Raw genomic sequence first — 12,030 nt, 5'->3', positions numbered from 1 at the left:
CCCCTGGCAGGGCAATGAGATGGAGTATCTCTCCAAGTGGTACTGGGCGATAGCCATTGCCACCGCACCGTTCTTCATCATCGTCATCGCCGTTACGGCATACCGGCTGATCTTCGCCGGCGTGAGCGTGACGGCGCGCAAAGAGGCGATGGAAGCCGTTCAACGCTGGCTGGGCGCGGTGGCGATGGTCGCCCTGGCTCCGCTGATGGTTTCGACGCTGATGTGGATCGTAGCCATTATGATGGAGGCCCTGATCGGCGCTTACAACGCCGTGGCCGCCGACCTCGGCCGTCCCATCTCGGACTGGGGTACGGTCTCTATGACCGGGGAAGGGATTCACACCGGCAGTGTCCTGGGAACGGCCTTTGTGCGTGTCTTTCTTACCGGCATTATGCTCTACCTCAATGTGCTCTACCTCATCCGCAAGATTGCTCTGACGGTGTTCTTCGCGTTTACGCCGATAGCGGCCATGATCTGGGCCATTAACAAGAACACCACGGCCGCCACGGTCTGGCTGGGGGAATTGGTCAGCAACGCAATGATGCCGGTCGCCCATGGGTTGGTACTATGCGCCATTCTGATATTCGCGGACGTGAAAGAGATGGGCCACGGTACCTGGGTGCAAGTCCTGATCATGCTTTGGACGTTCATCCCACTGTCCGAGGCGCTGCGCAACAGCTTGCAGAGCATAGTCGCCCGTTTTGCGGGCTTCAATGAAGCCGGGGTGGCGGGCTCGGGCTTTGTCGCGGTGGCGGGCCTGGGCAGCATCGCCGGCGTCGCGCGCGTCGCCGGGGCGACCTTTGGCGGCGGACGGGGGGTCGGTGTGGTGCCGCCTTCCCGGGGCGGCAACCTGCCGCCGGGAGGCGGCATGCCCCCGGCCCGCGGCGGGCCCGTGCTGCCTGGAGGGCAGCCTTCGGTAGGATGGAGCACCCCAGCCGGCGCTGCCCCCGGCTGGAGAGCCGGCTCGGTTGACGGCGGGTCCCCGGTTGGCGGTGTTGCTTCCGTCGGTGGGACGGCTCCAACGGTTTACGGCTCGCCTCCTGGCGGGACCACCCCTACGCTCTACGGCCCGGACGGGCGGCCCGTCCCGCCAAGCGCCCCCGCCCGTCTGGGTGGGTCTCCGCCATCCGGCGCCGTTCCGCGGCCGCACCCGCAAGGATACGCCCCGTCCCCGGCTTTTCAGCGCGCCCTGCACGCCAGCGGGGTAGCCAGACAAACGGCCGCCATAGGAACGGCAGCACTGGCGTCCCTGGCCCTGGCCGGCGTACCGGGGGGCCACCTGGCGGCCTCCGGGCTGGCGCGGGTCGCGGGAGGGATAGCGGCCATCGGCGCAATGACGGCGCACGGCACCGGGACAGCGGTTTGGCGCAAAGCCGCCCCGGCCGTGGCCAAGTTGCCCGGTGCCGAGACGGCGGCGGCGCGGGTCAGGGGGTTGGCTGCTGACGTGGCTGCCTCTCCCTACGCGCAGAAGGCGGCGGGCTACGTCTCGACGGCGGGGAGCCGGCTCCTGGACGTGGGCCGAGTCGTTCTCGGTCCGGCGGAAGGGATCCGCGTGCCGCCTCGGCCAGTCTATCGGGACGGTGTCACGTCCCTGGACGCCTGGCACTACCAACGGCAGTATTGAGCTTGACCGAACGGGGGGCAGCCGGCGCATAGGGCGTGGCGGGGCTGTCCCCGCGCTTCTTTTCGGGGGAGGTGATGGATGTGCACGAGGACGAGCGGCAGGTGGAGCTATTCTCGCGGGCCGGTAAGGCGGCGGCGAAGAGGCTCGCGAAAGCGGCGGCCAAGAAGGCCGTCCTGCTGGCCGGCAAGGCCCTGGCCGCGATAGGCTCGTACCTTTTGGCCCTCATCGGCATTCCGGCGGGCATAGTGCTGGCTGTCGCTCTGCTTATCTGCGTTGTCTTCGCCGCCTTCTACTCTGCCATGCCCGGCGGGGCGACCCTGACCGGTGTCGAGCCGAGCGAACGGGATGCGCAGATCAAGATTTACGCCGTCGAGCAGGCCAACAGGTGGAACATGGAAGAGACCTGGCTCGTTAGCGGCGAAGGACGGTGGTATCCATCGCAGGGCGGGATACGCCTGGGTATGCTTGTGGACCGTTTCGGCCAGGACCGCAAGCTGGCCCTGGAATGGGGCGACGTGTACGCGCCGGTGCTCTACTGCGCCGCGCAGATTCCCGGGGAGGACAAGTTTCAAGACGAGGAGTGGGTCAAAGGGGAGCTGGATGACGCGGCGGAGAACCTGCGCCCGTGGTTCTACTACAAAGAGTCCTACGTCGAATACTGCGATGCGGACGGCGAGTGCGACCGGGAGACCGTTTACCTCCTGGTGGAGGCGTACACAATCAAGGGGCACTACACGTTCAAGTACCGGTGGGTGACGAAGACCTTTCCCGACGGGGGCTCCGTGACCTATGAGGAGCCCGCCGGGCAGGAGCGTCTGGCGGACGGTTATTCAAACTACATCAAGCCGTACATCATCAGGGCGTGGGACATCCCCGACGACGAGCAGGCGGTCCTGGCCGCCAGAGCCATCCTGGAGGCCGGCGCGGCCTTCTCCGCGCAGGCCGAGAACACGGCCTGGCTGATGGACAAGACATCTCTTGTCCGGCTCGTCTCCGGGGCCTCGATCCCCGCCGAGTTCCGCGGCTACCTGGAGGAGGCCGAGAGGTTGACCGGCATTCCCGCCTGGTTCCTGGCGGCAATAATCGAGCGTGAAAGCTCCTGGAACCCGGCGGCCGTGAACGACGACACCGGCTGCTTTGGCCTGACGCAGTTGCATCCCGACTACTGGCCCGACTGGGCCGGCCGGTACGGCTTCGACGCCGAGGCCGACAAGTGGAACCCCAGGGCGCAGATCATCGTCGGGGCCTACGTCCTGGCCGGATACGGCGCGGACAAGGTGGACTGGGATGGTCTGGACTTTGACGACCCGCCGGACGCCTTAAAACGCGCCCTGGCGCGGTACGGCGGCTACGGGAACGACGTGGACGCGGCGGGGGACTACATCAACGATATTTTGGAACTGGCGCGGGCCTACGGCAGCCGCCCGGCGGCCTGGCCGGTTCCGGGGTACTACGACATCTCCAGTCACTTCGGCTGGCGCATACACCCAATCTTTGGGGATAGGAGGTTCCACGGGGGCATAGACATCCCGGCTCCCACGGGTTCGGACGTGGTGAGCGTTTCCGGCGGCGTCGTCTACGCGGTGATCGACAGCGGGAGTGAAGGCTACGGCCTACACGTTCGCGTCCGCGACGCGCAGTATGAATACCTCTACGCTCACCTGTCTCGCGTGGACGTGCGCGTGGGGCAGGTGCTGAAACCCGGCGACCGGATTGGCGCAGTCGGGAACACGGGCTGGTCGAAAGGCCCGCACCTGCACTTCGGTATTCGCCCGCCAGGGTGTGAGGGCGACAACGGCTGGATCGACCCCGAGCCGGGCCTGCGGGGGCTGGACATTTGACTTTGGGGGTGTTCACGTGAACGAATGGCTAAGAGCCAAGGCGTTACATTTAGGCGCCGCCGGAGTGGTGCTGATATCCGGGTTGCTGTTGGCCTGGCAGGCCAAGATCCTGTTCCTGCTGTCCCTGATGGCCGCCGGCGCCTATGCCCTGGCGCGGCGCGGCTCGACGGCGCAGAGGATTGGGCTGACGCTGTTGCCCTTGACTGCAGGGCTGTTGCTCGCCTGGTGCGCCGCCGGGGTGGTTCACGGAGGACTCATGGCCGCGGCCAATCTTAAGGAGACCGTGCCACCGCCCCCGCCGACCTGCCGTGCCTGGATCGGCGCCGAGCGGCCGCGAAGCGCGGCGGACGCCGCGGGCAGGTACGCCGCGCTGCTCGGCGGCCTGATCGGCCTGGCGGCGGGGGTCAAGCTGCGCCCAAAGGTCCGCCACGGGCCTGGGACGATACGGGGGCGCGAGGTAGTCGAGGGCGGCTGGGCGACGCCCGCCGACCTGGCCGATAAGTGCGACTTCGGCCCGCCGACCGAGAGCGCCGGCGGCGGAGTGCCGCTGGGGCGGCTGCAAGGCCAGATCGTCCGGCTGAACCCGAACAAGGGCAAGATCAAAATCGCCGGCCATACCCTGATTATCGGACCGACAGGGGTCGGCAAGTCGTTCACCTGTATTCGCAACCAGGTGGTGGCCGCCGTATGCGACGGCCAGTCCGTTGTCGTTGCCGACCTGAAAGGAGAACTCTTCGAGGACCTGTCCCGGTGGCTGGCGGCCGAGGGCTATGAGGTTATCGGCTTCAACGTCGCCAACCCGGCTCGCTCTCACCGGTGGAACCCGCTTATGGAGTGCCGCGACTTCGAGGAAATGATGGACATGACCGACTGGCTCATATCGGCCGCCGGCGATGACCACGCCTTTTTCTCCGGCGGTGAGAAGAACGTGTTCGCCGCCGCGGCGGGTTTCGCCCGGTGGGCCTTGCCCGAAGGACAGAACCACCTGCGGGCCGCCCTTTCCGTGCTGTCCTGGCCGCAGGAGGCGCTGGACAAGGCCTATGCCGAAGCCTTCCGCGCCGGCCGCGTGGGTCGGGATGCCTACGAAACCTGGCGCGTATGCCAGGGGCACTATGACAACTACGTTGAGGGTGTGCGGAATAAGGTTCGTGCGCTGACAAAGGGGCCTCTGGCCGCGCTGACGGCCGACTCGGACTTCAAGCTGGAGGACATCGGGCGCAGGAAGACGGCGCTGTTTCTCCTCCTGCCCGACGGCGGAGACTTGAAGAGCCTGCTCGTCCCGTTCTATGCCTTTATGTTCAAACGACTGAAGGAGGCCGCCGAGATCACGTCGGGCGGCCGGCTTCCCGTCCAGGTACGATTCATCCTTGATGAGTTCGCCAACATCGGGCGGATTCCCGACATTGACAAGGTGTGCGCCTTGGGCCGGTCCCGGGGGATCTGGGTCCAGATAGCCATTCAGAACATCGGGCAACTGCAGGGACTATACAGTCGTGAGCGGGCCTGGAAGGCCGTTGCCGGCAACTGTCCGATAAAGATCTGCCTGGCGGCGGACGACGAGGAATCGGCGCGGTTCTTCACGTCGGCGATGGGAGAGGCCGTCGTACGCGATGTGACCGAATCCCGCGACGTGTCCACCCCCTGGGACGCCCTGGAGATCAAGCGGCGCGAGAGCACGAAGAACGTGAAGATCATGTCACCCTGGGAAGTAATGCAGATGCCGGAGGACGACAGCATAGTCGTCCTGCGCGGCAAGCGGCCCATCTATCTGCAAAAGCTGGCATGGACGGAGCTGCCGCAGTACCCGGAGATCGCGGCGGCCGGAAAGGCCCGGGCGGAGGAAGTGCTCCCGGAAGTGCTCCAGGGGGTGCAACTGCCTCCGTTCCCCGCGGGCGGTGAAACACCAAAGGACCCCGAACGGACGCGAGGGGGAAAGGCGAAGGTGAAAACTGGGAAACTCGGGGAAGTGGAAGAGGAGTATGACCCCGAAGCCGCGGCGAGATTGGGGATCGGCTGAAGACCCGGGAGATCCGGGCCTTTCTTTTTCAGGAGGTGGTCACATGTGAGCTTCACTGTTGGTTTTCTTGTCGGCGGTCTGCTGGGATTCCTGGCTGCCGCTCTCTTTGCGGCGGCGGGATGGAGGGGTGCCGATGAACGTCGTTGACGGCATCCGGGTCGGGGATTTCGTGAAGGTTGAGTGGAGGCTGAAAAACCCATCTCCCTGGGATGGGTATGCCCCGCGAGGGACGGTGGTCCAGGCCACGGACCGGCTGGTCATCCTGCGCGCTCCGGCGGGTTACCACTTCACCGTGTCACGCAGCCATCTCGCACAGGGCGTGCATTTGCGCAAAGCGGGAGGCGGTGCGCCATGATGGGCGTGACGCACGCCGCCGCCGGCGCTTTTGCGGGTGCTTTGGTCGGCTTGGCGGCGGGCGAACCTTTGCTCGGAGCCGGCGTCGGGGCGATAGCCGGGCTGCTGCCGGACATCGACCACCCAGGGAGCCTGCTCGGGCGGAGGGTGCCGATCTTGGCGGTGGTCATCTCCGCGTTGGCCGGACACCGGGGGATAACGCACACCGTCTGGTTCTGTGCGGGGATCGCGGTTCTGGCATTCGTCCTGGCCGCCCCGGCGGGCTTGGCGACGGCGGCCCTGGTTGGCGCCTATGCCCTGGCCGGCGGGCTGTCTCACCTGCCGCTGGACGGCTTGACCCTCTCCGGCGTGACCCCGTTCGCGCCGGTGGCCCTGCCGGGCCGGCTGGCGCGGTTCAACCATATCCGGGGACCCGTGCGGACGGGGACGGGGCTTATCGAGGGCCCGGCAAGCCTTTTATTCACCGTGCTGACGATGCAAGTATGCGGGATCATCTGACATGCGGGAAACCCTTCGCAAAGGAGAGATTCAAATGCTGAAACCCGAGAGCTATCAAGTTCCTGCCGACCAGTGGGAGACGCTGTTTCAGGCCAAGGAACGCGGGACGGTTCTCACCGCCCGGGTGGGCGCTCTGGACTATCCCGACGGTGTGCCGACATGGATTTTGGCGTTCCCGAACCTCGACGGCGCACGCGGACTCGTCCCGGCCGCTGAGGCGGGGGTGGACAAGTCTTTGATGAGGCGGTTCGTGGGGCAGGACATCCGGGTGAAAGTGAAGGGCCTGGACCGGACCCTCGGGCTCGTGGCTTGCTCGCGACGGGAGGCCGTCGAGGAGGCCCGGACCAGGCTGGACACGCATACGGGCCAGGTCCTGGAGTGCTCCGTGCGGGCGATACTCGGCCGCGATCGGGAGAACGGCAAGCCTCCGCGGCTGCTCGTGGACATCGGCGGCGGGGTGGTGGTGGAGATCCCGGAGGTCCGGGCGGCGTTGCGGTTGTCACAGGCATTGAACCGGCAATATCGGGTCGGGGAAATCCTGAGGGCGAAGGTGCAGGCCTTGGCCGAGGACGGACTGCCTGTCCTTTCGGTGCGGGACGCCCGGCCGGACCCGTGGGAGCGCGCGGACTTTAGACGGGGCAGTATCATTTCCGGTACGGTCTACACGGTGCGCGAGACGAGGGCCGGGACCGCGAGGATCGTCTACGTGGAGCCCGAGTTAACCCCGGGCATACTGGGAATCGCACCCTACCCCCTCGTGGGGGAGATACGCCCGGGTGACCGCGTGACCTGCGCCGTGGCGACCTTCGACCGGGGCAACCGAAAGCTACGCCTGCGCCTGCGCGGGTGGTAGGGGTGATGCCCGATGCTCGGGTTCATAACGTCCCCGAAGGCCGCCCGCGTGTACGAGTTCCTGACCCGCGTCGGGCCGACGCCCTTCGCCGCCCTGACCGTGGGGACTGGACTACGTGCCGGGGACTTAGCGAAGGCCTTGCGACACCTGCGCGGCGCCAGCCGGGCGGCGCCGGTTCGCCTGCGGGGCGTTGAGTTCTGGGCCGTGGACGGGACCGGGTTCGACCTGGACACGCAGGAGGTCCTGGCCTGGTTCGCGGCCCGGGCCGAGGAAGCCGGCGGCCGGTATGAGCGCGGAAACGTCTCCTTTCCGGCCGGGGCCTACCGGGTGGCGGCGGCGGGCGCCCAGGTGCGGTTCGGGGACTTCTACTGTGTCCTGGAAGACCTGCGGGAAAGACCTCTCAAGGAATGCTTGAGGACCCGAAAAATTTCTTGAGAAATTTCCTGATTTCCTCTTGACGCGGCGGGACGGTATGCTATCTTGTTGGTAAGGGGTGTGTGACCCCTGTTCTCCCCGGTTTGACCGGGCAAGCTTTTACCGTCCCGCCTTTGAGGCGGCAAGCTTTTACCATCCCCGGCTTGGCCGGGCAAGCTTTGTCCCTTTGTTTGAGAGATAGACCTCGATTTATTCGGGGTCTTTCTTTTTTCATACAACCCCCTTCCCTTCCCTGCAACGGGTTTCCCGTCATGGCTGAAATAGCGCCAGGCACCGGGGGCCAGGGAGATACAGGTGGCGACACGGCTGAAAGAGTGCCGGGCACCGCCGCCCACCGGGTGGGCACGCATCCCACGTGCCCACCCGGCTTTCAAAAAGGGAGCAAAGGCCGGACGGCCTTGAATAAAACATCCGCACAACGCGGGAAAGGAGATGGGCGAACATGATGCGGATCTTGAGCGAAATCGTGAAGAGAATGGGGGAGACCCCGGCGAAGGCCGAGGAGCTTGTTCTGAAGCGCGGCGAGGCGGCCGACGCCCTGCACAACGGCCTGGACGAGTCCAAGAGGATCGAGATCCAGGTTGCGGGCCAGGTGGCGGCCGAGCGTAACCGGGAAGGCAAGCCCGTCTACGCCAACGCCGCCATGCGGGAGTTCGAGGAAGTGCGCCGGCTTGCGGCGCACGGGCGGTACCAGGAACTCCAGGGTAAGATCGAGGCTCATCGGAATGCCCTGCGTGCTCTGGACGCCGCCCTCGAAAGCCTGCGGCTTCGGGCCAAGGCCGACGAGCAGGTTGTGGCCCTGGTTACGGCGCTTCTGAACACCGGACACGCTGAGGACGCCGAGAATGTCCTGACGGCCTACGCGGGTGTGACCGCATCCGACGAGGCCCAGAAGGATGAGGCTCCAGCCCCGGCGGCGGATGCCTCTCCGGCCACCCCGGCCGGAACTGCGGCGAATCCGGGCGGGCTGGAAACCCTCCGGGCGACTGTTCTGGAGGTCCGCGCCGGCAAGTCCGCGGGGACGATCCGGGCCTTCTGTGAATTGGACGATGGCGGGAAGATCGCTGTCTACGGCAAGAACGGGGTCGGCCAGACTCTGGCCGGTGCTGTCGGCCGCGAGGTCGAAGTTAAAGGCCGCCACGGCGATAAAGGATTCATTGCTCTGGATGCACGAGTGGCGTAAAACGCGAGAGACACGCCCCGGCCATCGGCCGGGGCGCGGGTTCCTTGATCCGAAGGGAGTGGTAAGGGTGGCCGCTTTGGGTTACAATGGCCTTGAGGTGATTCCCATGTCAATACCGCGCGAGCACGTTAAAGCCCTGATCGACCGGCTTACCGACGAGCAGGTTCAGGCCCTCTGGGTCATCCTGGAGTCCATGGCCTGGCCGACCGAGGGGATCACGCCGGAAGAGGCGGCGGAGATCGAGGAGGCGCTTGCCGAAATCGACGCCGGCAAGGGTGTGAAGGCTGAAGATGTCTGGAAAGAGCTTGGAATTTGAGATAGTCTTTTCACCCAGGGCCATCAAGCAGCTAAAGCACTTGGAAAGAAGCCTGCAGATAAGGGTTAGAAGAGCTATTGAGAGCGGCTTGCGTACCTTCCCGCCCCGGGGTGATATCCTAAAGCTGGAGGGGTACAAGGGAAGGTACAGGTTGCGGGTAGGCGACTGGCGGGTGACTTTCCGGTACCGATTTGAGGTCAAGGAGGTTCACATCGCCGAAATCAGGCATCGCAGGGAAGCCTACCGCAAATAGCAGGGCGTAAGACAAAACAGGTGAGCTTTGGAAGCGGCCCAGATCAACTGGCCGCTTCTCATTTTGAGGCCAACCGGCCCAAACCATCTTACCGAAAGGGGGGATGGGGCGGGCCGGGAGCCCGCCCCGTCAGCGTGGTGCAATTCCAGGAAATCAAGAAAGGTGACCGTATTCTAAGAATCTTGTACGACGAGAACTGTCTGAGCCCTCGTGAGTGGGATAACCTGGGGACGATGGTGTGCTTCCACCGACGTTACAACTTGGGGGATAAGCACCATTACACCAATCCTCAACAGTTCGTCGATGACGTGCGCGAGGATAAGGCCATCATCCTCCCGCTATATCTGTACGACCACAGCGGCCTTGCGATGAACACCACCGGCTTTAGTTGTCCCTGGGACAGCGGTCAAGTCGGTTGGATCTACGTGACAAAAGAAAAAGTGCGGGAAGAATATGGCGTCAAGCGCATCACCCGGAAGATGCGCCACCGCGTGATTGCCGCGCTCAAGGCCGAAGTGGAAGAGTACAACCAGTGGCTCCAAGGGGACGTGTACGGATTCGTCCTAGAGGATGAAGAAGGCAATATGATTGACAGTTGTTGGGGTTTCTTCGGAACCAACTGGGAAGAAAACGGCATGGCTTCTCACGTGCCGGAAATGCTGTAGGTTTTGAAGGCGTTGGCCCGCTTCGCTCGTGTTTTAGCCTAAGGAGGTGAGTGGGGCGGGCTGAAAACCGCCCCGCCGAACATGAAGGTGTACGTGAGATATGCTGACTTGAATAGTAGCGATCCCGTCAAGCCCATCGAGATCTACTTGTTTGAACCGGACCCCAAGAACCCCGGGTACGTGAGGCACATCGGAAACCGGCCGGTCGGAGAGGTTTTCAGCGAACTGAAAGAGAGGCTGAAGGCGGAAAACCTGCTTCCGGAAGAGAGCTTTCACATAGTGTACCTGGACAGCTTTATCCGGCCGAAATACGAGGCGGAGTTTCCCCGGTACCGCTGGCTCGCCTGTTACGCTGTTACGGGCACCAGTGAAGGACATTATATTCGTGTGGACGCCCTGGTGCTCCGACCAGACTTGGATCCTCCGATCTGTCAGGCTGAGCCGGTGTTTTTGGGGAAAACCTTCAAAGGCCTTGATTTTGCCCAGGCTGTGGCGGCCGCTTGTGCCAGGCACTTAGGGGCGTAGAGAGCTAATTCCGGCCCGAACCATTCCACTGAAAGGAGGGATGGGGCGGGCCGGGAAAGGCCCGTCCCGCAGGAATGAACACCGAGAGGGCGACCGAAAGAGCAAAGGCGGCCTTAAGCCGCCTCCTTGAAATGTTCGAGAGCGGCGACCTGCCCGCCGCCGTGGCCCGGACGATGATTAAGCCCAAACCGGGCACGGAGCGCCCGATTGACCGCTGGAGCCTGGGTAACCGTCTGCTGGCGCTTGCCGCCGGCACGGACGATGCCAGAGGCTTTAAGCAGTGGCAGGATGTTGGCAGACGGGTGCGCAAAGGCGAAAAGGCGTTTTATATCTTCGCGCCCGTGACGAAGACAAAGACTGTTAAAGTCACCGACGAGGAAACGGGCGAGGAGTACGAGGAAGAGCGCCGGGTGGTTATCGGTTTCCGGGAAGTCCCGGTCTTCCGCCTGGACGACACTGAAGGTGACCCGCTCCCGGAACCGGACTATGCGCCGCCCGAACTGCCGCCGCTGTACAACATAGCACGGCAATTCGGGGTCGAGGAAGTCATCTACGAGCCGGGGGATGGAAACGCCTACGGCTATTTCACCTGGCGCAACGGCCGGAAGATCGTCCTGCACACGCACGACGTGAAGACCTGGTTCCACGAACTGGGCCACGCCGTGCACGCCACCTTCCGCCCGCTCCAGGGCGGTCAGGTGCCGGAACAGGAGATCGTGGCGGAGGTGTTCGCGGCGACACTCTGCGAATTATACGGCATCCAGGTGTACCACAAGCATTCGTGGAACTACGTGCGAAGCTACGCCGGCGAGGATCCGCAGCAGGCCCTTAAGGCCATCTTCCGCGTCCTGGCGGACGTGGAGAAGTGCCTGAACCTGGTGCTTGAGGCGGCGAATCAAAGGAGGTGCGCCGCATGAAGATGTTCTATGCGATTTGGATCGCAGATGGAACTGAACGCCTGGTTCCGTCTCGAAAGCACAATTTCCATCGTTCCGTGGTCGCCGCCGCGCGGGCGCTTGAACGCCGGGCGCGGCGGCATCCCACCGAGAGTCGAGGAATCGTCAAAGACAGCAACGGACACTGGGTCTTGACCATTGCCTTATGACCAAGGAAGGAGATGCACAGTGGATAAGCTGACCTACACGATTTGGGATGCCCGCGTGGTGGGCGAGGTGGAGACCTTCCGAGTCGCCGTCTCGAACATCCGGGAGGTGTCCCTGCGCGAGGAGATCGCCAGGGGAGAAAGAACCCTGGAGCTTCTCCGCCCAGTGGCGGTCACGGACGACCGCAACGCAGCGAGGGCAATGGGGTTCGAGTTGTAGGCTAAGAGAGCAAAGGGGGCCGGGAGAGATCCCGGCCCTGCATCTAATGTGGTAGTATATTAGCCTTGGGGGATATCGGTGCGTTGGCTCCACCTGCCGGGGGTCCGAAAGGGGGTGGGGCCGATGAGCACTGCGGAAGTTAAC

15 protein-coding genes are annotated in these 12,030 nt (G+C 64.2%); all 15 read left to right on the top strand.

Annotated features, from left to right (window positions below; genetic code table 11):
* On the top strand, window positions 1-1,624 hold a 1,624-nt coding region (locus tag QMC81_10615), incomplete at its 5' end, for a hypothetical protein (GenBank protein MDI6907918.1).
* 80 nt (window positions 1,625-1,704) lie between these two features.
* Window positions 1,705-3,465 carry a M23 family metallopeptidase gene (locus QMC81_10610; GenBank protein ID MDI6907917.1) on the top strand — a complete coding sequence of 587 codons (1,761 nt, stop codon included), beginning with the start codon at window positions 1,705-1,707 and terminating at the stop codon, window positions 3,463-3,465.
* Window positions 3,466-3,481: 16 nt separating this feature from the next.
* A complete protein-coding gene (locus QMC81_10605) occupies window positions 3,482-5,482 on the top strand; it encodes a type IV secretory system conjugative DNA transfer family protein (protein ID MDI6907916.1) in 2,001 nt (666 codons plus the stop codon).
* A 133-nt stretch (window positions 5,483-5,615) separates the two neighbouring features.
* Window positions 5,616-5,837, top strand: a complete 222-nt coding sequence (locus QMC81_10600; protein MDI6907915.1) for a hypothetical protein — start codon at window positions 5,616-5,618, stop codon at window positions 5,835-5,837.
* Window positions 5,834-6,334, top strand: coding sequence for a metal-dependent hydrolase (locus tag QMC81_10595; protein MDI6907914.1), 501 nt, complete (start codon window positions 5,834-5,836; stop codon window positions 6,332-6,334). Before QMC81_10600 ends, QMC81_10595 begins: the two co-directional genes overlap by 4 nt.
* Before the next feature lie 34 nt (window positions 6,335-6,368).
* On the top strand, window positions 6,369-7,187 hold the full coding sequence (locus tag QMC81_10590; protein MDI6907913.1) for a hypothetical protein: 819 nt from the start codon (window positions 6,369-6,371) through the stop codon (window positions 7,185-7,187).
* A gap of 12 nt (window positions 7,188-7,199) precedes the next feature.
* Window positions 7,200-7,622, top strand: a complete 423-nt coding sequence (locus tag QMC81_10585) for a hypothetical protein (protein ID MDI6907912.1) — start codon at window positions 7,200-7,202, stop codon at window positions 7,620-7,622.
* Between the two features lie 442 nt (window positions 7,623-8,064).
* Window positions 8,065-8,805 carry a hypothetical protein gene (locus tag QMC81_10580; GenBank protein MDI6907911.1) on the top strand — a complete coding sequence of 247 codons (741 nt, stop codon included), beginning with the start codon at window positions 8,065-8,067 and terminating at the stop codon, window positions 8,803-8,805.
* A gap of 67 nt (window positions 8,806-8,872) precedes the next feature.
* Window positions 8,873-9,121, top strand: a complete 249-nt coding sequence (locus QMC81_10575; protein ID MDI6907910.1) for a hypothetical protein — start codon at window positions 8,873-8,875, stop codon at window positions 9,119-9,121.
* Complete coding sequence (locus QMC81_10570) at window positions 9,111-9,374, top strand: type II toxin-antitoxin system RelE/ParE family toxin (protein ID MDI6907909.1); 264 nt, start codon at window positions 9,111-9,113, stop codon at window positions 9,372-9,374. Before QMC81_10575 ends, QMC81_10570 begins: the two co-directional genes overlap by 11 nt.
* 20 nt (window positions 9,375-9,394) lie before the next feature.
* On the top strand, window positions 9,395-10,039 hold the full coding sequence (locus QMC81_10565) for a hypothetical protein (GenBank protein ID MDI6907908.1): 645 nt from the start codon (window positions 9,395-9,397) through the stop codon (window positions 10,037-10,039).
* Between the two features lie 108 nt (window positions 10,040-10,147).
* Window positions 10,148-10,564: a hypothetical protein gene (locus tag QMC81_10560; GenBank protein ID MDI6907907.1), complete on the top strand. Its 417-nt coding sequence runs from the start codon at window positions 10,148-10,150 to the stop codon at window positions 10,562-10,564.
* 74 nt (window positions 10,565-10,638) lie between these two features.
* Window positions 10,639-11,481 carry an ArdC-like ssDNA-binding domain-containing protein gene (locus QMC81_10555; GenBank protein MDI6907906.1) on the top strand — a complete coding sequence of 281 codons (843 nt, stop codon included), beginning with the start codon at window positions 10,639-10,641 and terminating at the stop codon, window positions 11,479-11,481.
* On the top strand, window positions 11,478-11,669 hold the full coding sequence (locus tag QMC81_10550) for a hypothetical protein (protein ID MDI6907905.1): 192 nt from the start codon (window positions 11,478-11,480) through the stop codon (window positions 11,667-11,669). The genes QMC81_10555 and QMC81_10550 overlap by 4 nt, the downstream gene beginning before the upstream one ends.
* A 19-nt stretch (window positions 11,670-11,688) precedes the next feature.
* On the top strand, window positions 11,689-11,886 hold the full coding sequence (locus QMC81_10545) for a hypothetical protein (protein ID MDI6907904.1): 198 nt from the start codon (window positions 11,689-11,691) through the stop codon (window positions 11,884-11,886).
* The last annotated feature ends 144 nt before the right edge of the window (window positions 11,887-12,030 follow it).

Source organism: Thermoanaerobacterales bacterium (assembly GCA_030019475.1).
Classification (GTDB): domain Bacteria; phylum Bacillota; class Desulfotomaculia; order Desulfotomaculales; family JASEER01; genus JASEER01.
This window is presented reverse-complemented; position numbering and strand designations above follow the sequence as displayed.

What these genes read in the sequence shown, in the direction of transcription:
- QMC81_10555 (MDI6907906.1), top strand. Translation starts at nt 10,639, where the DNA reads ATGAACACCGAGAGGGCGACCGAAAGAGCAAAGGCGGCCTTAAGCCGC.
- QMC81_10595 (MDI6907914.1), top strand. Translation starts at nt 5,834, where the DNA reads ATGATGGGCGTGACGCACGCCGCCGCCGGCGCTTTTGCGGGTGCTTTG.
- QMC81_10580 (MDI6907911.1), top strand. Translation starts at nt 8,065, where the DNA reads ATGATGCGGATCTTGAGCGAAATCGTGAAGAGAATGGGGGAGACCCCG.
- QMC81_10590 (MDI6907913.1), top strand. Translation starts at nt 6,369, where the DNA reads ATGCTGAAACCCGAGAGCTATCAAGTTCCTGCCGACCAGTGGGAGACG.
- QMC81_10550 (MDI6907905.1), top strand. Translation starts at nt 11,478, where the DNA reads ATGAAGATGTTCTATGCGATTTGGATCGCAGATGGAACTGAACGCCTG.
- QMC81_10585 (MDI6907912.1), top strand. Translation starts at nt 7,200, where the DNA reads ATGCTCGGGTTCATAACGTCCCCGAAGGCCGCCCGCGTGTACGAGTTC.
- QMC81_10600 (MDI6907915.1), top strand. Translation starts at nt 5,616, where the DNA reads ATGAACGTCGTTGACGGCATCCGGGTCGGGGATTTCGTGAAGGTTGAG.